This window comes from Aeromonas sp. 603757, from assembly GCF_049171255.1.
Classification (GTDB): Bacteria; Pseudomonadota; Gammaproteobacteria; order Enterobacterales; family Aeromonadaceae; genus Aeromonas; species Aeromonas veronii_A.
Window position 1 is genome coordinate 14378 of the sequence record NZ_JAAKOE010000011.1, and the last position, 17773, is coordinate 32150.

Annotated in this window: 17 protein-coding genes; 10 read left to right on the plus strand and 7 right to left on the minus strand. The window is 60.3% G+C overall.

Translation table 11 applies throughout. The annotated features are described in order from the left end of the window. The first annotated feature begins 54 nt into the window (after positions 1-54). The gene (gene ung / locus G5332_RS11940; RefSeq protein WP_227341130.1) at positions 55-732 is read left to right on the plus strand and encodes a uracil-DNA glycosylase; all 678 of its coding nucleotides are present in this window, start codon (positions 55-57) and stop codon (positions 730-732) included. A gap of 72 nt (positions 733-804) precedes the next feature. After that, on the plus strand, positions 805-1356 hold the full coding sequence (locus tag G5332_RS11945) for a hemerythrin domain-containing protein (RefSeq protein WP_216951846.1): 552 nt from the start codon (positions 805-807) through the stop codon (positions 1354-1356). Between the two features lie 73 nt (positions 1357-1429). Here the strand turns inward: G5332_RS11945 and G5332_RS11950 are convergent, their stop codons facing one another. Next, positions 1430-2404 carry an ABC transporter substrate-binding protein gene (locus tag G5332_RS11950; protein WP_266134093.1) on the minus strand — a complete coding sequence of 325 codons (975 nt, stop codon included), beginning with the start codon at positions 2402-2404 and terminating at the stop codon, positions 1430-1432. A 445-nt stretch (positions 2405-2849) separates the two neighbouring features. On the opposite strand from G5332_RS11950, the gene nrdD reads away from it, so the two are divergent. The 4 genes from nrdD (at position 2850) to G5332_RS11970 (ending at position 6374) form a co-directional block, all read left to right on the plus strand. After that, entirely contained in the window at positions 2850-4967 is a 2118-nt protein-coding gene (gene nrdD / locus G5332_RS11955; protein ID WP_263084400.1) for an anaerobic ribonucleoside-triphosphate reductase, read from the plus strand. A 100-nt stretch (positions 4968-5067) separates the two neighbouring features. Then, positions 5068-5577, plus strand: coding sequence for an anaerobic ribonucleoside-triphosphate reductase-activating protein (gene nrdG / locus G5332_RS11960; protein ID WP_064337043.1), 510 nt, complete (start codon positions 5068-5070; stop codon positions 5575-5577). Positions 5578-5641: 64 nt separating this feature from the next. Next, positions 5642-5812 carry a YqaE/Pmp3 family membrane protein gene (locus tag G5332_RS11965; RefSeq protein ID WP_005343870.1) on the plus strand — a complete coding sequence of 57 codons (171 nt, stop codon included), beginning with the start codon at positions 5642-5644 and terminating at the stop codon, positions 5810-5812. Positions 5813-5981: 169 nt separating this feature from the next. Further along, the gene (locus tag G5332_RS11970) at positions 5982-6374 is read left to right on the plus strand and encodes a TonB family protein (protein WP_005358848.1); all 393 of its coding nucleotides are present in this window, start codon (positions 5982-5984) and stop codon (positions 6372-6374) included. 56 nt (positions 6375-6430) lie between these two features. On the opposite strand, the gene G5332_RS11975 is transcribed toward G5332_RS11970, so the two are convergent. The 5 genes from G5332_RS11975 to G5332_RS11995 all read right to left on the minus strand — a co-directional run bounded on the left by G5332_RS11975 (position 6431) and on the right by G5332_RS11995 (position 10529). After that, on the minus strand, positions 6431-6787 hold the full coding sequence (locus G5332_RS11975; RefSeq protein WP_201972991.1) for an MliC family protein: 357 nt from the start codon (positions 6785-6787) through the stop codon (positions 6431-6433). Between the two features lie 146 nt (positions 6788-6933). Next, positions 6934-7698: a substrate-binding periplasmic protein gene (locus tag G5332_RS11980; protein WP_421275088.1), complete on the minus strand. Its 765-nt coding sequence runs from the start codon at positions 7696-7698 to the stop codon at positions 6934-6936. A gap of 174 nt (positions 7699-7872) precedes the next feature. Beyond that, on the minus strand, positions 7873-8970 hold the full coding sequence (locus G5332_RS11985; RefSeq protein WP_206665078.1) for a DUF2955 domain-containing protein: 1098 nt from the start codon (positions 8968-8970) through the stop codon (positions 7873-7875). Further along, positions 8960-10015 (minus strand): HlyD family secretion protein, encoded by a 1056-nt coding sequence (locus G5332_RS11990; protein ID WP_042079833.1) that lies wholly within the window; start codon positions 10013-10015, stop codon positions 8960-8962. The genes G5332_RS11985 and G5332_RS11990 overlap by 11 nt, the downstream gene beginning before the upstream one ends. 1 nt (position 10016) lies before the next feature. Further along, positions 10017-10529: a MarR family transcriptional regulator gene (locus tag G5332_RS11995; protein WP_421231281.1), complete on the minus strand. Its 513-nt coding sequence runs from the start codon at positions 10527-10529 to the stop codon at positions 10017-10019. Between the two features lie 986 nt (positions 10530-11515). Here G5332_RS11995 and G5332_RS12000 point away from each other — a divergent pair. The 4 genes from G5332_RS12000 to G5332_RS12015 are packed head-to-tail and all read left to right on the plus strand — an operon-like array spanning position 11516 to position 16691. Next, a complete protein-coding gene (locus G5332_RS12000) occupies positions 11516-12832 on the plus strand; it encodes a 2-hydroxycarboxylate transporter family protein (RefSeq protein WP_421249694.1) in 1317 nt (438 codons plus the stop codon). 23 nt (positions 12833-12855) lie between these two features. Then, positions 12856-14406, plus strand: a complete 1551-nt coding sequence (locus G5332_RS12005; RefSeq protein WP_421231279.1) for an NAD-dependent malic enzyme — start codon at positions 12856-12858, stop codon at positions 14404-14406. 17 nt (positions 14407-14423) lie between these two features. After that, positions 14424-15992, plus strand: coding sequence for an ATP-binding protein (locus G5332_RS12010; protein ID WP_263084395.1), 1569 nt, complete (start codon positions 14424-14426; stop codon positions 15990-15992). 3 nt (positions 15993-15995) lie between these two features. After that, complete coding sequence (locus G5332_RS12015) at positions 15996-16691, plus strand: response regulator (protein ID WP_005338420.1); 696 nt, start codon at positions 15996-15998, stop codon at positions 16689-16691. 76 nt (positions 16692-16767) lie between these two features. On the opposite strand, the gene G5332_RS12020 is transcribed toward G5332_RS12015, so the two are convergent. Further along, the gene (locus G5332_RS12020; RefSeq protein WP_040066692.1) at positions 16768-17667 is read right to left on the minus strand and encodes a DMT family transporter; all 900 of its coding nucleotides are present in this window, start codon (positions 17665-17667) and stop codon (positions 16768-16770) included. Between the last annotated feature and the right edge of the window lie 106 nt (positions 17668-17773).

A 17773-nucleotide genomic window follows, 5' to 3' on the forward strand; every position in this document is an offset into this window, starting at 1 on the left:
TGCGGGCTGCCCCCCTATCCTGACTCCTTCGCCGTATCAAGTGAGGAGGCCGGGGTGCTGACCTGGAGTGATGTGATTGGCTCTGAAAAAGAGCAGGACTATTTCAAGTGTACGCTGGCGACCGTCAGGGCAGAGCGGGAAGCGGGCAAGGTGATCTACCCCCCCCCGGCCGATGTGTTCAATGCTTTCAAACTGACCGAACTGGATCAGGTCAAGGTGGTGATCCTGGGGCAGGATCCCTACCATGGCCCGAATCAGGCACATGGTCTCTGCTTCTCCGTCCTGCCCGGGGTGCGTACTCCCCCCTCACTGGTCAACATCTATAAGGAGATGCAGCGGGATCTGCCTGGTTTCGTCACACCCAATCACGGTTTTCTGGAGTCCTGGGCCAGACAGGGGGTTCTGCTGCTCAACACAGTGCTGACAGTGCAGGCCGGTCAGGCACACTCTCATGCCCATCTGGGGTGGGAAACCTTCACCGATCGGGTCATCGAGCAGATCAATGCCAGTTGTAACGGGGTGGTATTTCTGTTGTGGGGCTCCCATGCCCAGAAGAAAGGGCGTTTTATCGACCGGCAGCGCCACCACGTGTTGACGGCACCCCATCCCAGCCCCCTTTCAGCCCACCGTGGTTTTATCGGCTGCGGCCACTTTTCCGAGACCAACCGCCTGCTGGAATTGCAGGGTAAAAGCCCGATCGAATGGCAATCTGTCTGCCAACCACTTGATTGAGTGCAAAGTTCGGGCGACAAATGACCGTATACTCAGGAAAGTAACATTTTATTTCAGCGCCAAGGAGTGCCCATGTTATCGAGTTTGCACAAGGATCACCTCAATATCGCCCGACTGCTGGATCTGCTGAAGCAGAAGCTAGCCGCCATTCGTGCCGAGCAACCTATCAGCTATTTTCTGGTGCGCGATGTCATCGATTATCTGCGGGAGGTTTCTGACAAGTATCACCACCCCAAGGAAGATCTTGTCTATGACTACTACCTGAAATACCGGGTGGTGGAGGGGGATGTCGCGAACCGCTTGCATGAGGAGCATCTCAAGTTGCTGGAGGCGGGGACCGAGCTCAAGGAGATGGTGGAGATGATCCTGATGGATGCGGTGATCCCGCTCGATCAGTTCACCGCCAAGCTGGAGCGCTTCGTGGAGCTGCAAGAGGCACACATGAACTACGAAGAAGGGGTGATCTTCCCCCATCTGCGTGACTCCCTGACCGAGGATGACTGGCGTCATCTGGAGCAAAACTGGCAGAACCGAGCTATCGGTGATCCTCTGTTTGGTGCCGAGATCAGCCAGCACTTCCAGGCGCTTGCCAAGCGCCTCTCCCTGCCTTTTGCTGCCAGCTGACGCACGCGGCTTTCGGTCATCAGTCATCTGACTGTGCAGGTGTTACCCGGCCAATGTGCCGGGTTACTTATTGTTACTCACGCCACATGATCTTGTTGTGCCATTTGTCGGGCACAGTGAGCTGCCAGCGGGCCAGCTCGCTCTTGCTGAAGACATATTCGCCGCGCAGGGCCGCTCGCGGGGAGATAGTACGGGGCAGGGTGCCCGCCAGTATGGTGTTGATAAGGGACGCTGCCTGCAACCCCTGATCGTGGCCGTCCAGTACCAGCCCGCCGATGGCCATCCCCTTGCCGACGGTAAACTCCCAGAAACAGAAGAGCGGCACCGGCGTGTTGGCGCTGGTCCACTCCAGCACAGTCTGTTCGCTCACATGCTTGCCATTATCATCGACCAGCGTGTGGTAGAGGCCGAGGAAGATTGCCTGATAGCCATTCTTCTTGGCGTTGAGCACCGCCTCCTGCCAGAGGCTGTAGTCGCCCATCAGCTGGCTGTTGACCCGGGTCTGGCCGACTCGCAATTCGGTCTGGGTCTTGAATTCATCCTCGATAGCGGTGAGGGCCACATTGCTGGAATCAAACAGTACCAGCGCCTTGTCGAGCCCCCCCATCATCTGGCTTATTTCGCTGATGTTGCGCTTGAGCAGGGGGCGTTCCAGCACCCCGGTGATCTTGGGGTGGCCGACAAAGCCCTTGAGGCGGGGGTTTTCGTTCATGCCGAGAAAGACCACCGGGGTACCCAGCGAGGCGATCTCGTTGGCCAGATAGTTGATGGCATTGTCATCCCCCAGCACCACCAGATCCGGTTTGCTCTTGAGATAAAAAGCGATAGCCCGTTGAGCGATGTCGTCGAACGCCTCCCGTGGATGGCGTTTGGTGTCCATATAGAAGTGAGAGATCTTGTGCTCCCCCTGCAACCCTTTGCGCAAACCTTCGTTGTAGCTCTGGTCCCAAAGGTATTCGGGATGGTAGCTGCTGATCACCAGAATGTTTGCGGCCCAGAGCGGCAGGGAGAGGGTGGAGAGCAGTAGCAACAGCAGGGAGGTGCGCATGGGAAGGCCCCTGTCGAGTGATAGTGTATGCATGCTCAGTATGGGCAGTGTTTGCCGTTACTGTCATCTCGAAACCGGTATGGCAGGGCGCGATTTTTTTTCGGTTGAGCGGATCGGACGCCAGCCCGCACTCTGCTTGGGATCGGGTTTTATTGAGTCTTTTTTTGGTTGGTCGTGAACTGTCCCGCTCGCTGAAAAACCTGTTCTGGATCAAGAAATGAGGCTGCGCTTTGGTGCCTAATAGACACCACATATAGGGACGCATTCGTTTTTAATCCCTATATGTTGTGTTATTAAGCTGTGTATAAGCTGTTCCCCTCCTATCTTCAGCCCAGGCTTGTCAAGCCTCGGCTGAATTTATTTGCGTCCAGGACGAGATGCCGGGAGGGGGGCCCAACAAGGGTGAGCCAGAGGCAAATGCCTGGCCTTTTAACGGGGAAAATCCATGAAACCGGTTGTGATCAAACGTGACGGATGTCGCGCACCATTCAATGCCCAGCTGATTCGCGATGCGGTCAGCCGAGCGGCGGAAGCGGTCAATCAGGCCAATCCGGCACTCGCCTCCCGCATTGCCAATGCAGTGAGTCAGGAGCTGGAAGGGCGTGGTGAAGTTGATATCCACGAGATCCAGAACCGGGTCGAAAACCACCTGATGGCTTCCGACGACAAGGCCATCGCCCGTGCCTATATCGAATATCGCCACGACAGGGATCAGGCTCGCGAGGCGCGCGGCCGTCTGGCGCAGGAGATCCGTGGTCTGGTCGAGCAGACCAACGCCGCCCTGCTCAACGAAAACGCCAACAAAGACTCCAAGGTGATCCCGACCCAGCGCGACCTGCTGGCCGGTATTGTCGCCAAGCACTATGCCACCAGCCACATGCTGCCCCGTGATGTGGTTCAGGCCCACGAGAGCGGTGATCTGCACTTCCACGATCTCGACTACTCACCTTTCTTCCCGATGTTCAACTGCATGTTGATCGATCTGAAAGGGATGCTGACCCACGGCTTCAAGATGGGCAATGCGGAGATCGATACCCCGAAATCCATCAGCACCGCCACGGCCGTGACCGCCCAGATCATCGCTCAGGTGGCGAGCCACATCTATGGCGGCACCACCATCAACCGCATCGACGAAGTGCTGGCCCCCTATGTGACCATCAGCTGGCAGAAACACCGTGAAGTGGCCGAAGAGTGGGGCATTGCCGACGTGGAAGCTTACGCCATGGCCCGCACCGAGAAAGAGTGCTACGACGCCTTCCAGTCGCTGGAGTACGAGGTCAACACCCTGCACACAGCCAACGGTCAGACGCCGTTTGTCACCTTCGGCTTTGGTCTGGGGGACAGCTGGGAGTCGCGAATGATCCAGCGCGCCATCCTCAGCAACCGCATCGCTGGCCTTGGCAAGAACAAGAAGACCGCCGTGTTCCCGAAACTGGTGTTTGCCATCAAGGATGGCCTCAACCACAAGCAGGGTGATCCCAACTACGACATCAAGCAGCTGGCGCTGGAGTGTGCCTCCAAGCGGATGTATCCGGACATCCTCAACTACGACCAGGTCGTGAAAGTGACCGGCTCCTTCAAGACTCCCATGGGTTGCCGCTCCTTCCTCGGTGCCTACGAGGAGAATGGCGAGCTGATCCACGAAGGTCGCAACAACCTGGGGGTGGTGAGCCTCAACCTGCCGCGCATTGCCCTGAAATCCCGTGACGAAGCGGACTTCTGGGATCGTCTCGATGCCTCCCTGCGGGTCGCCAAGAAGGCGCTGATGTACCGCATCACCCGTCTGGACGGGGTGAAAGCGCGGGTTGCACCGATCCTCTATATGGAAGGGGCCTGCGGCGTGCGGCTGAAGGCGGACGACAACGTCAGCGAGATCTTCAAGAACGGTCGTGCCTCCATTTCCCTCGGTTATATCGGGGTTCACGAGACCATCAACGCCCTGTTTGGTGACAAGGTTCACCTGTTTGACAGCACCGAGCTGCAACAGAAGGCCATCGCCATCATCGCCCGTCTCAGGGCGGCCATCGATGAGTGGAAAGAGGAGACCGGCTACGGCTTCAGCCTCTACTCCACCCCGAGCGAGAACCTCTGCACCCGCTTCTGCCGCATCGACGCCAAGGAGTTTGGTGTGGTATCCGGCGTGACCGACAAGGGTTACTACACCAACAGCTTCCACCTCGATGTGGAGAAGCAGGTCAATCCCTACGACAAGCTGGACTTCGAGGCGCCCTATCCGCCCATCGCCAGCGGTGGCTTCATCTGCTACGGCGAGTACCCCAATATCCAGCACAATCTGGAAGCGCTCGAAAACGTCTGGGATTACAGCTATGACAAGGTGCCTTACTACGGTACCAACACCCCCATCGACGAGTGCTACGACTGCGGCTTTACCGGCGAGTTCGAGTGTACCTCCAAGGGCTTTACCTGCCCGCGCTGCGGCAACCACGACCCCGCCAAGGTGTCGGTGACCCGCCGTGTCTGCGGCTACCTCGGCAGCCCGGATGCACGCCCCTTCAATGCGGGCAAGCAGGAAGAAGTAAAGCGCCGCGTCAAACATATGTAAGCGCACAGGCGATGAAGAGCTGGCCCCTGACTCAAGGGGCCATTTTCATTGGAGGGCGGCAGTTATGCCGCTGTCCAGTGAACGAGGCAGGAAACAAGCGATGCACTACCACCAATACTACCCGGTCGATGTGATCAACGGCCCCGGCACCCGTGCCACCCTGTTTGTCTCCGGTTGTGAGCACCAGTGCCCGGGTTGCTACAACCAGAGCACCTGGCGGCTCGATGGCGGCAAGCCGTTCGATGAGGCGATGAGCGATCGCATCATTGCGGATCTCAATGACAGCCGCATCAAACGGCGAGGTCTGTCGCTCTCCGGCGGCGATCCGCTCCACCCTGCCAACGTGCCCCACGTGCTGGAGCTGGTGAAACGGGTGCGCGCCGAGTGTCCGGGCAAGGATATCTGGTGCTGGACCGGCTATCTGCTCGGCGAGCTCTCGGAGGTCCAGCGCGAGCTGGTGGTCTTGCTGGATGTGCTGGTGGATGGCAAGTTTGAAAAGGAGTTGGCAGACCCCGGCCTGCTCTGGCGTGGCAGCAGCAATCAGCAGATCCACGACCTCAACGCCTGGCGTGATGCGGGTGAGCGGATCCCCTGTCTGGTTTGCAGTTGAAGTCCGGGATGTTTATGGTTAGCCCACCCCAATCCTGACGACATTTTTGAAAAGGAGAGCCGAGATGAACAATCTGCTCAAGATCCTGTTGGCCATTTTCTTGCCCCCTGTGTGCGCCTTTATCCAGGTGGGCTTTAGCCTGCACTTTTTAATCAACATCGTGCTGACCCTGCTGGGCGGTCTGCCGGGCATGGTGCATGCGCTCTGGCTGGTGGTGAGCGACAAGCGCGGCTGATTGGCTGGTTAATGAGTTTATTGATGATAAAAGGGCCAACCTCTCGGGGTTGGCCCTTTTGTTCATGTTCATACGAATACTTTTTCGTTAGGATGGGTCACTGACCAAGGGGCGCATTGAGCGGCCTGCAGTCCGGCAACAAGCACCGGCAAAGAACAAGGAGCGTTACATGAAGTGGAAAGTCGCAGTATGGTCAGGTCTGGCAGTGACACTGCTGCTGGGGTGCTCATCCCGTCAGGAGGTGGCGCACGAGCGCGCTCCGATCGCTATCCCTCTCGAGCAGTTGTCCAGCTACTGGGTTCAGGAGAAGCAGTGGTCATGGCTTGGCAACGACGAGCCCGCCCTGCCAGCCAAACCGGTCAAGGGGTATGTGGAAGTACGCTATCAAATCGACGCCAGCGGCACGCCGGTCAAGCCGGAAGTGGTGGCGGCCGAGCCCCCCGGCGAGCTGGAGCAGAGCGCGCTGGCGACCCTTTCGCGGATCCGTTACAGCCCGGCAGAGGGCAACCCGGATGCCATTCCGGTCGAGGTGACCAACCGCTTCGAGATCGAGATCAACTGATCCCCCACCACTCTGATGCCAGAGAAAGAGAGACCCCGGCCAGGCCGGGGTCACGTTTATTGCTGTTTGCAGTCGTTGTAGGCGGTCTGCCACTCGCCATCCTGATCCCGAAGCTCGACAAAGCCCTCATCCCCCTTGTTCCACCAGACGGCCTCATGTTCGTCCGTATAGCGGGCGCCGGAGGCCGAAATGGCCTGGGGCAGGGTGTAATCCTTGCCGTTCGGCAGTGATAGCTTGATAAAGTTGAGGCTCTCGTCTGAGAGGGAGAAGTAGCGCACCTGCACCTTCTTGCCCTGCTCGCACTGGTAACTGACCGGTTCGCCACCAGTGACTGAGAGGGTATTGCCCTGATTGCAGCCAGCGAGCAGGCCGAGGGCCAGCGCACCAGCGGCCATCATATGTGCTTTATTCATGATTACAGCTCCATTGGTGTCATACGGGCGTGAGCCTAACAGGTTGCCGTTATTGTGCAATCAGCGGGGCCATTCGGTGCGTCGCTGGCTGTCCGGCATACCGCGCGAGTATGAGGGGGATGCCGCTATCAGCAAGGTAGTGTCAATCAGTGCAGGCCAAGTCTGGTTTCAAACTGGCGGATCAGCGTCTCATAGGTGCCGTTGTTTTTGATCTTCTGCAGCCCCTGCTCGAACTGTTTGGCCAGCGCTTCCCCTTGCGGGTGGTGGCGGGAGAAGGCGAGCCAGAAGCCATCGGTGGAGAGCTTGCCAACCTTGACCACCTTGCCGGTCAGCTGCTTCTGCTGGATCTTGAGGTAGCCCGGCATGCCGTTCATCAGGATGTAGTCGACCCGGCCACGTACCAGCATCTCGAGGATCTGGGCATCGGATTTGGCCTGAAAGCGGGTGATCCTGGGGTTCTCCATAAAATCGGTGGGGTAGGTGTAGCCGAGGGTGATGCCCACCCGCTTGCCCTCCAGCGAGGTGAGCTTGAGATCCCGTTGCGGCTCGCTGGCGAGGGCGAAGATGGCAAGATCCTCCTCGAACATGGGGGTATCGTGCCAGTGGTACTGGTAGCGGTTCTCTTCGGTGATGGTGGCGTTGAAGCACCCCGCAAGTTTGCCGCTTTTCGCATCGTGCATGCAGCGGGCGAAGGGGAGGGTGCGAAAGACTATCTCGATCCCTTCGGCGGCGAACACCGCCTTGACCAACTCAGGCGCCAGTCCGTGGGGCTGGTCATCCTCATTGTCCTTGTCGCGCTCGCAGTAGGGAGCCCAGTCATCTTCGGCGCCAATGACAAGCGGGGTGGCCCCGAGCGGGCTGGTAGCCAACAGCATCAGACAAACCAGCCATTTTTTTAACAACGGAACCATAAGTGTGCACCTCACCGACAGCAGCCTTAAAAGCATAGCCACACTTCTGCGCTGACTTGTAGTGGCAGGAGTATTGGTGAGGGAGGTAAACGAGGGCGAGAAAAAAAGCCCCGGCAGGCGACGGGGCGAAAAAGAGCTCATCCATGGGCTGACAACAGTGCTTACAACAGGAGATCAATAACCGAAGCGGGTCGCCTCGAAGCGGTTGAGCAACCGGTGGACGAGGTAGCAGGCCAGCAGGGTGACCACGATGGCAAACAGGATGCTGCTCACTCGGTAGAGGGCGCTGAACACCAGATCGTTGCCCGGAGTGAGGTACTGGCCAAACAGGATGCCGAGGGTAGTGAGGGCGCCAAAGCCGACCCCCGAGCCGCCTGCCTCCTTGACATGGGCATGGCTGAACAACATGGCGCCGAGCCACAGCAGTGGAGCGACAAGCAACAGTTGCCCTGACCAGTCATAGAGCAGCAGCTGGCCGAGCAGGCCGAAGGTGACCCCCAGCAAGGTGCCCATCGCCCGTTTGCGGGCATAACTCAGCGCACCGTTCCAGTGCATGGGGAACAGCACCAGCAGGGTTGTGGCCTGGGCAGACATGGAGTCGCGCAGGTCAAACACCTGAAATACCAGAAACGACAGGGTGGCCACAGTGGCACCCAGCAGGGCTTCATGGCGCATCCGGTGCGGCGCCTTGGGGGCCGAGGCTGGCTTGGGTCTGGCTTCCACATCCGGGATCAGCATGGTCATCAGGTAAGCGATCAGCACCGACAGCACGCTCGCCCAGATATTGTTGAGGATCAGGTCGTTGAGGTCGGTCTGCGGATAGCTGGCAAAGTGCAGCATGATGCTGAGGCTCAGCACCCCGTTGGCCCCGAACAGAAACAGGCTGCCCCGCGACATGGCGGCGAAACGGTAGAGAAACAGCAGAAAGGCGATGGGAGTCATCAGCGCCGGATGGCTGCCAAACAGCCCCCCCAGCAGCCCGACCTCCACCCCACAGACCACCGCCGCCGCGATCAGCTGGCGCGCGGCATGGCCATTCATCACCGGCACCATCCCCAGCAGCAGCACCGGCGTGACCGTATAGAAGACCCCGTAATTCCAGCCAAATAGTTTGCAGAGCAGAAAGCCCGTGGTGCAGCCAAAGGCGATGCGCAGGCACTGGCGCAGCTCGTTGCCAGTGAGGGGCCGATACCAGAGGTGAGTGGCAGCACCACCGACGAGGTGGGCTGGGGCAGTATTGGCCGACGGGTGAGTGGCGTGGTTAGTAGACATAATGGAGCAGGCTGAGCAGGTGGATCTGGCCCCGTGCCAGCATGGCGGTCAGGGCATTGTCCGGCAGCAGTTGCACCGTGGCCCGCGCCCCGGCTGGCAGATGGTCGGGGAGCTGGTCCAGCTCGAGGTGCAGCCGCATCCGCTGGGCATCCCGCACCCAGCGATCCGACTCCACCGGTGCGGCCAGTCGACCATTGGCATCAAACTGACCGGCACTCACCCCGGCATCCAGACTGCTCACCCGGGCAGGATAGAGCTGACCCGGCTCGCCATCGAAGGCCACCAGTGCGCGGGTTTGCTCGCCAACATGGCGCAGGCTCTTCTCCCGAAAATCGGCAATGACGTCCACCTGTTCCGACACCAGCGCCAGCAGCGGGCTGCCGGCGCTGGCGATACTGCCCGGCTTGAGCTGCAGGTTGGTGATGGTGCCATCCTGATCCGCGTGGACCTGGCTGTAAGAGAGGGCCAGCTGCGCTTGCGCCAGCTTGTTGCGGGCCTGGCGCAGCAACAGATTGTCCTCACCGGTCACGCCACGACTGGCCTTTATCTGGGCCAGTTTGGCCTGACTGGCGCGCAGGTTGGCCTGGGCGCTGCGCAGGGCGCTGTCAGCTTCATCTTTTTGTTGCAGCGAAACCATGTGACGTTGGTACAGCGCATCGATCCGCTCAGCCTCGCGCCACTTCTGGCTGGCCAGGGTCTCCTTGGCGTTGATCTCGGCAACGGCGGCGGTCAGGGCCGCATCCAGTTCACTGTTCTGCTGCTCTGCCTGCGCCAGCGCAAGGCGGGCCTGCTCCACCGCCAGTTCAAAAGGGGCCGGATCCAGCCTGAACAGCAGATCCCCCTTCTTGACCTGCTGGTTGTTGTGAACGGCGACCTCGATCACCTTGCCGCTCACCTGGGGGGCCAGCTTGGTGACCACCCGGGTCGCCATCGCCTGAGGGGTGAGGGGCATCAGCAGGTCGGCTATCAGAAAATAGGCAAACAATGTGGCAAAGCCAGCCATGGACCATTTGATCCAGCGGGTAAATTGTTGATCCGGAGTCATCTTATTCTCTCTCTGTGTCGGTCTCGGGAGGGCTTGTATCGCCTCCGGCTTGTCGGTCGTGGTGTTGTTCAATTTTGCTGAGGGCGTTGGCCGAGATCCGCTGCACCGTGGCTTCAAACAGCTGCAGGGTCTGCTCGTCGATGCCCCCCAGCAGCTCGCGGCGGATATTCATGATGCGGTCGGCGATCTGATCGAGCAGGGTCTGGCCAGCCGGGGTCACGCAGACGATGCGGGCCCGCTTGTCCTGCCTGCAACAGTGGCGCTCAATAAGTCCCTGCTCTTCCAGCTGGCCCAGGGTGCGCATCAGGGAGGGGAGCTCTATCTCGAGGGCTTCGGCCAGGGTCTTCTGGCTGACATGGTTCCCCATGCGGGAGAGCTTCCACAGCGCGGTCCAGCGGGGATGGGTGAGGCCAAGGGGGGCCAGCTCCAGATCGGCGGCAGTGCGCCATAGCCGGTGCATCCGCGCTATCTGCTCGGCGAGCGACAGCTCGCGCAACCTTTCCAGATCCGTCATCTTCTCATCCTCAATCTACTTAGCCTGCTAACTATCATACTTGTTTAGCAGGCTAAGTAAATAGTGTGATGCGGATCATGTTTCTGGTCGGATCTTTCGCTGGTGCGAGTTAGTATCGTTCGAGCCTCTGATATTATTCTCGGGGCTGATCCACTCGAGGCTCTCTTGCCGATTCGGATATTGCGCCGTGAATGGAGGATATCCGGCGATTATTTTCATGAAATTTTCAGCTTCAGCGAGCAGCTCTTTTTTTATCCGCTAATATTGATGGGGTTATAAAACAAGGGGGAATCGGGTTGTGGATGGATATGACAGTGGATGTGTGTATCTGGCAATTGAAGCGCTGTTGAGTGATGGGGAATATGGTGCAGAGTCACACCATGGCGTGAATCGGGAAGGCGCTATCAGAAGTACCGATATCAGTCATGATTTTGACCCCGCCAATATTCCATTGCTGTTGGCAGAATAGACCTGACCGTGTGTGATCCTTGTGAGTTCAAGCCAGTGCTCTGGTATTCGCTGGCTTGGCTCATCACTATTTCAATCTCCCCTTTTTGTATCTTTCTCCTCACCATTTTTCATCGTGAGAGCTTCCTATATGCTGACTCAAACCCTGATGTGGCATGCCGTGGCACTCGCGTTATGGCGATGATATTGCCCGCTGATTATCACTCACAGGATCTGTGGCGATAAATGGTCGCAGAGCTTGTCATCTGGCTCTGTTATTTCCCCGAAGGGGGGAGATCATCGCATCGTTATTACTGCTGATCACCCAAATATCCGCCATTGGGCTCGCTCGTTTTATCGCCCTATTTCCTGGTCGAGCAGGGCATCGATGGTCTGGTGTTCTATTGTGCAGCGCACGTTGGCGGCACCATGATGTTTAAGTTTTTAATGTTTTTATATGGCTTTGCAGTCTGGCTAACCGACAGGGGCGAGGGGGATCAATAAAGTAGCGGCCACAATCACACGCAGAGTACATAACAATGAAAAACCTCTCACCCCTACAAACCACACAAGAAAAGGCCGCCTTTATGGGCGGCCAACAAATTGCCGGTATGCCGCTCTTTATATTTCTCGGGTTGGCAACCTGTGTTCTCTTTTCCGGCTGGAACGGCTCGCTGCCGCTGGGCATGGTCGGTGCGCTGGCGCTGATGTTCGTGCTGGGCACCCTGCTGACCGAGCTGGGTGAGCGGATCATGCCGATCCGTGAATATCTGGGGGGTGGCACCATTCTCGCCATCTTCGGCGGCGCCGCCCTGTTCGAATATCAGCTGCTGCCGGTGCAGGCGGGGCAGGTCATCACCAACTTCATGAAGGAGGGTGGCTTTCTCAACTTCTTTATCGCCAGTCTGGTGACTGGCTCCGTGTTCGGCATGAGCGGCGCTTTGCTGAAAAATGCCGCCATGCGCTACCTGCCGGTCATTCTTGGCGGCGTGGCGCTGGCACTGCTGAGCGTGGGGCTGGTCGGCTCCCTGATGGGGTATGGCTTCAAGAATGCGGTACTGCTGATCGGCCTGCCCATCATGGGCGGTGGCATGGGGGCTGGCGCGGTGCCTCTGGTGGAGATCCTCTCCGGCCCGATGCAGATGTCCAGTGCGGATCTCTTGTCACGCATGGTACCGGCGGTGGTGATCGCCAATACCCTGGCCATTCTGGTGGGCTCCCTGCTGGCGCGGCTCGGTCGCCGTTACCCCTCTCTGACTGGCAACGGCAAGCTGATGGTTAAAGAGAGTAGCCAGAGTATCGCCGAGGAGCAGGCTGAGGCGCCGACCCTGCAGAGTCTGGGTATGGGGCTTTTCATCAGCTCCAGCATGTTTGTGCTGGGCTCCCTGCTTGGCAACTTTATCCCCATGCACCCCTTCGCACTGATGATTTTGGCCGTCGCCTTTATCAAGGTGAGCGGCCTGCTGCCGCGCCGTTATGAGCAGGCGGCGGCCGACTGGTATCAGTTTGTGGTGAGCAACCTGACCCCCTCCCTGCTGGTGGGGATCGGCGTCGCCTATACCAGTATTCCCGAGCTGATCAGCGCTTTTTCCATCAGCTACTTCGTGCTGGTCATGGTCACAGTGATTGGCGGCGCCCTCGGCGCGGCGCTGGTCGGCAAGCTGATCGGCTTCTATCCCATCGAGGCAGCCATCACTGGCGGGCTCTGCATGGCCAACATGGGCGGCACCGGCGACGTAGCCGTGCTCTCGGCGGCCCAGCGGATGAAGCTGATGCCCTTTGCCCAGATCTCCTCCCGTCTTGGCGGCGCCGTGATGCTGATCCTGGCTACTGCTCTTATCTCCCTGCTCGCCTGATACCGGATTGAGGAACAAACAAAATGAACGACATCATGATGGGCACCAGCCTGCCCTATGCCGAGCGCAAGCGTCAGGGTGTACGGGGTCGCATGCCCCACAAGGAGGAGTCCCTCTCCCAGCAGCGGCGCCGGATCTACCGGTTGGTCAGCGCCATGCAGAGCCCGTTTGATCAGCATCTGCTGCTGCGCCAGTTGCAGGAGGACAACCCGGTGCTGTTTTACGATCTGGTGCGCCACCACCTGCCGGAGCTGCTGCCGATCATCTACACCCCGGTGGTGGGGGAGGCGTGTCAGCGTCACAGTGACCTCTATCTGCGCAGCCACGGTCTCTATCTCTCCTGGCATGACAGGGACGATCTCGACGATATTCTCGAGTCGGTGGAGCAGGAGGTGGACGTGATCGTCATCTCCGATGGCGAGCGGGTGCTGGGGCTCGGCGATCTCGGTATCGGCGGTATGGGGATCTGTATCGGCAAGCTGGCGCTCTACTCCGCTGCTGGCGGCATCAATCCGGCGCGCACCCTGCCGCTCTGTGTCGATGTGGGCACCAACAACCCCGAGCTGCTGGAGGATGACTCCTACCTCGGCTGGCAATCCCCGCGCATCGACGGCGAGAGCTACTACCACTTCATGGACAAGGTGGTGGCCGCCATTCGCAAGCGCTGGCCGCAGGTGGTGCTGCAGTTTGAAGACTTTGCCGGCAAGCACGCCGCCAATCTGCTGACCCGTTATCGGGACGAGCTCTGCATGTTCAACGACGATATTCAGGGCACGGCGGCAGTGGCTTCTGCCTGCGTGCTGGCCGGTCTGCAGCAGGCGGGTAACGCCCTTAATGATGCCCCTGTGCTGATCGTCGGTGCCGGTTCTGCCGGTTGCGGCATCGCCGCCATGTTGGCCCAGCTTGCGGGGAGCCACGATGGCGTCTGGCTGTTTGATCAGGACGGGGTGGTCTGCGCCGATCGTCCCAACCTGACTCGCGCCCAAAAGCCGTTTGCCCGCGCCGTTGAGGAGGGGAACAGTTCGCTGCTGGAGACCATCCGCCAGGTGCGTCCGGCGGTCTTGATTGGCGTGAGCGGGCAGGGTGGCCTCTTTACCCGCGAGGTGTTGCAGGCGATGGGGGAGGTGTGCGATCAGCCGGTGATCCTGCCACTCTCCAACCCGACCCGCAGTGCCGAGGCGACCCCCGAGCAGGTGTGGGCCGCCACAGATGGCCGCGCCCTGCTGGCCACCGGCAGCCCCTTTGCGCCGGTAACGGTGGCCGGCGAGCGGCGGGTAGTCTCCCAGTGCAACAACGTCTATGTCTTCCCGGGGATTGGTCTCGGGGCCTGCGCGGTCAAGGCGCGCCGCATCAGCGACGGCATGTTGCTCGCCGCGGTGCGGGCGGTTGGCGCCTATCCGCTGGTGGCGGGCCGACTGCTGCCTCCTATCGAGCAGGTGGGTGAGGTAGCCCGCGCCGTGGCCAGAGCGGTCGCGTTCTGTGCTCGCGAGGAAGGATTGGCTGATTTTGTCGGCGATCCGGCACCTTTGATTGACCAGACCTGGTGGCATCCGCACTATTGGGCAGCGTCCTGACGTTTTAAGGTATGTGCATGAAACTTCGCCACCAGTTGGTCACCCTCTCTCTTGGGCTCTCCCTGCTGCTGATCCTCATTCTGGGCAGCCTGCTGGCCCTCTTTATCCGCCATCTGCTGGAGAGCAACCTACAGGATAAGGGGAGCGATCTGGCACGGGTGATGGCGGCGGACACCCGGGTGGTCGAGGCTCTGCGTCAGGGCAGTGATCCTACCCTGCGCGACTACGTGGAGGCGGTCTGCAATCGCACCGACGCCACCTATATGGTGGTGACCGATGAGCATGGTCGCCGCCTCAGCCACCCCAACCCCGAGCTGGTGGGACAGAAGTTTCGCGGCGAGGATATCTGGCCCGCGCTGCAGGAGCGGCGCAGCTACTGCTCCAAGGATCGGGGCACCATGGGGCCGGCGATCCGCTGCTTCTCCCCGGTGGTGGGCGGGGATGGGCGCGTCATGGGGGCCGTGGTGGTGGGCTACCTGATGCAGCAGGTGGAGGGCATCTATATGGAGCGGGTGGCCCTGCTCATCTGCGCCATCGTTGCTGTGCTGGGGTGCGGCCTGCTGTTGGCACTCTGGGTGCAATACCTGCTGCGCAAGACCCTGCTCGATCTGGAGCCGGAGGCAATCGTGCGCCGCTTCACCCTGCAGGATCTGGTGCTGGAGCACATCACCGAAGGGGTGATTGCCCTCGATGGCCGCGGCAACATCAACATGATCAACAGCACCGCCAGCTATCAGCTGCGGCTGCCGGTTACCGGGCGCCATGCCCTGCAGGGGCAGTCGCTGGCGGAGCTGGTGCCACCCCTTGCCCCCTGTCTGGAGCAGGAGGGTGGGGAAGTGAGCTTCACCATTCAGGGGGAGTCTTTCGTCGGCCGCTGGCAGGCGGTGCAGGGCAAGGCACCGGGGCGACTGCTGATCTTCAGCCGTCCGGAGGTAGCTGCCAGTCTGGGGGTGCAGGTGACCCACCTGCGCCAGTATGCCGAGATGCTGCGGATGCAGAGCCACGAGTTCGCCAACAAGCTGAGCAGTCTCTCCGGCCTGTTGCAACTGGGCCATGTGGAGCAGGCGGTGGAGCTGATCCAGCAGGAGAACGAAGCGTGCCAGACCATGCTGCAGGAGCTGCTGCGGCTGATCGACAACAAGCCGGTGGCGGGGCTGATTCTCGGCAAGTTCAGCCGGGCCCGCGAGCTCGGGGTGACCCTGGAGCTCGATCCCGATTCGGCGCTGGCGGAGTATCCGGCCTCGGTCTCGGCCGATCTCATTACCCTCATTGGCAACCTGCTGGACAACGGCCTGCAGGCGGCCTGGCGCAACCGCCAGCAGCGGCCGCCCCGGGTGCTGCTGTCCCTGTGCGATGTGGGGCGGCGACTGGTGATCGAGGTGGAGGATAGCGGTGAGGGGGTCGACGAGGAGCTGGCCGATCACCTGTTCGATTACGGGGTGAGTCGCCAGAGCGGCGATCACGGGGTGGGTCTGTTCCTGGTCAAGGAGACCGTGGGTCGGCACGAGGGTGTGATAGAATGGCGGCGAACCGCCGAGCAGACCACCCTGTTTGGTATCTACTTGAATAAAAACCAATTAATGTGAGCCATGGACCCAATAATCACGCTTGTTATTGAAGATGACGATCGGATCGGTGCCATCTTGTCAGAACTGGTGGCGGCGACACCCGGTTTCTCCCTGCTGGGGCGGGCCGGCACCCTGGCCCAAGCCGATGCCATGATGGCCGGTGTGGTGCCCCAGCTGCTGCTGGTGGATGTCTCCCTGCCCGATGGTTCCGGCCTTGAGTGGGTGAGCCGCCTGCGCAGCCACAACCGCGAAGCCTATGTCATCATGGTGACCGCCTCGCGGGATGTGGAGACCATCCAGCAGGCCCTCAATCTGGGGGTTCATGACTACGTCATCAAACCATTGCGGCTGTTTCGCATCCAGCAGAGTCTGGACGAGATCCTGCAACTGCACAGCCGCCTCTGCGAGCGGGGTCGGCTGGAGCAGGAAGATCTCGATAAGTTGCTGGGCAAGGGGGGGCGCTCCCAGATCAAGGAGATGCGCGTCACCCCCAAGGGGATCGACAGCATCACCCTGCGTCAGGTGCTGGATCTGCTGGCGGGCGAGCCGGAGAACGTCTTCTCCACCGACACGGTGGCGCTGCGACTCTCCCTCAGCCGCACCACGGCGCGCCGCTATCTGGAATATCTGGAGTCGGAAGATCGGGTGGATGTAGATCTCAACTACGGTCAGCGGGGGCGACCGGAGCGGCGCTACCGCTGGCGCCGGGCCGGTTGAGATGCGCACTGGTGCACATTGCAGAAACAACAAGGGAGCCATGGGCTCCCTTGTTGTTTCCGGACGATGTTGGTTCTCAGGCGGCTTCCCGTTCGGCTACCGGCGCACGCCCCTTCAGCTGGGAGGCCATCACCCCGCCCAGGATCAGCCCGCCACCCAGCAGGTGATAGCCGTGGATTGGCTCGCCCAGGCCGACGACGGCGATCAGCGCCGTACAGAGCGGCATCAGGTTCATAAAGACCGAGGTGCGCTCTGCCCCCATGCAGGCGAGGCCGCGCATCCAGCAGTAAGCCGCCAGCAGGGAGGAGGCGAGCCCGGCGAAGAGCACCAGTCCCCACCCTTCGGCCGGTACCGCCATCGAGTCGGCGCTGAGGGCGAGTGGCACCAGCAACAGTACCGCCAGCAGGATCTGCATGTAGAGGTTTAGCCAGGGGCCAAACGGCAGGTGCCAGCGGCGGATCAAGAGGCCGTAAAGGGCGTAGCTGGCGGACCCCAGCAGCATCATGCCATCCCCCGGGTTGATGCCGTTATGGAGCAGGGCAAGCGGTTCGCCCTTGCCAAGCAGCCAGAGCACCCCGAACAGGGAGAGACTCATGCCGAGCAGTGCCTGTTTGCCGGGACGCTGGCCGAAGAAGAGCGCCCCTTGCAGCAGGGTGAGCAGTGGAATGAGGGAGCCGATCACCCCCATATTGGTGGCCGAAGTGCTGTGAGCAGCGTAGTAAGCGAGGCACTGGTAGAGCACCATACCGAGCGCCGCCAGCACCAGCAGCTTGCCGAGCCAGGGGCGAACCTCGCTACGGCGGCGCCACAGCTGCGGCAGGCAGAAGGGGGTCAGCGCCAGAGCGGCGATCACCCAGCGATAGAAGGAGATAGCCGCGGGGTCGAGCACACTGGCGGCCGCCTTGGACACCACGGTATTGGTAGCCCAGATCAGCACCGCCATCAGCGGAAAGAGAAGAGGGGAAAAGATTCGCATCAGAGGCTCCTTATTAACAGGGGGCCAAGTCTACCCTTGTCTTTATATTATCAAGTAGCGTAAAACAGACAGATGACCCAGCAGAAAAGACAACTCTTTCTGATGC

Bases quoted from the DNA above. Each gene is read 5' to 3' on its own strand.
- G5332_RS11945 (WP_216951846.1), top strand. From the start codon at position 805: ATGTTATCGAGTTTGCACAAGGATCACCTCAATATCGCCCGACTGCTG.
- G5332_RS11950 (WP_266134093.1), bottom strand. From the start codon at position 2,404: ATGCGCACCTCCCTGCTGTTGCTACTGCTCTCCACCCTCTCCCTGCCG.
- nrdD (WP_263084400.1), top strand. From the start codon at position 2,850: ATGAAACCGGTTGTGATCAAACGTGACGGATGTCGCGCACCATTCAAT.
- nrdG (WP_064337043.1), top strand. From the start codon at position 5,068: ATGCACTACCACCAATACTACCCGGTCGATGTGATCAACGGCCCCGGC.
- G5332_RS11965 (WP_005343870.1), top strand. From the start codon at position 5,642: ATGAACAATCTGCTCAAGATCCTGTTGGCCATTTTCTTGCCCCCTGTG.
- G5332_RS11970 (WP_005358848.1), top strand. From the start codon at position 5,982: ATGAAGTGGAAAGTCGCAGTATGGTCAGGTCTGGCAGTGACACTGCTG.
- G5332_RS11975 (WP_201972991.1), bottom strand. From the start codon at position 6,787: ATGAATAAAGCACATATGATGGCCGCTGGTGCGCTGGCCCTCGGCCTG.
- G5332_RS11980 (WP_421275088.1), bottom strand. From the start codon at position 7,698: ATGGTTCCGTTGTTAAAAAAATGGCTGGTTTGTCTGATGCTGTTGGCT.
- G5332_RS11985 (WP_206665078.1), bottom strand. From the start codon at position 8,970: ATGTCTACTAACCACGCCACTCACCCGTCGGCCAATACTGCCCCAGCC.
- G5332_RS11990 (WP_042079833.1), bottom strand. From the start codon at position 10,015: ATGACTCCGGATCAACAATTTACCCGCTGGATCAAATGGTCCATGGCT.
- G5332_RS11995 (WP_421231281.1), bottom strand. From the start codon at position 10,529: ATGACGGATCTGGAAAGGTTGCGCGAGCTGTCGCTCGCCGAGCAGATA.
- G5332_RS12000 (WP_421249694.1), top strand. From the start codon at position 11,516: ATGAAAAACCTCTCACCCCTACAAACCACACAAGAAAAGGCCGCCTTT.
- G5332_RS12005 (WP_421231279.1), top strand. From the start codon at position 12,856: ATGAACGACATCATGATGGGCACCAGCCTGCCCTATGCCGAGCGCAAG.
- G5332_RS12010 (WP_263084395.1), top strand. From the start codon at position 14,424: ATGAAACTTCGCCACCAGTTGGTCACCCTCTCTCTTGGGCTCTCCCTG.
- G5332_RS12015 (WP_005338420.1), top strand. From the start codon at position 15,996: ATGGACCCAATAATCACGCTTGTTATTGAAGATGACGATCGGATCGGT.
- G5332_RS12020 (WP_040066692.1), bottom strand. From the start codon at position 17,667: ATGCGAATCTTTTCCCCTCTTCTCTTTCCGCTGATGGCGGTGCTGATC.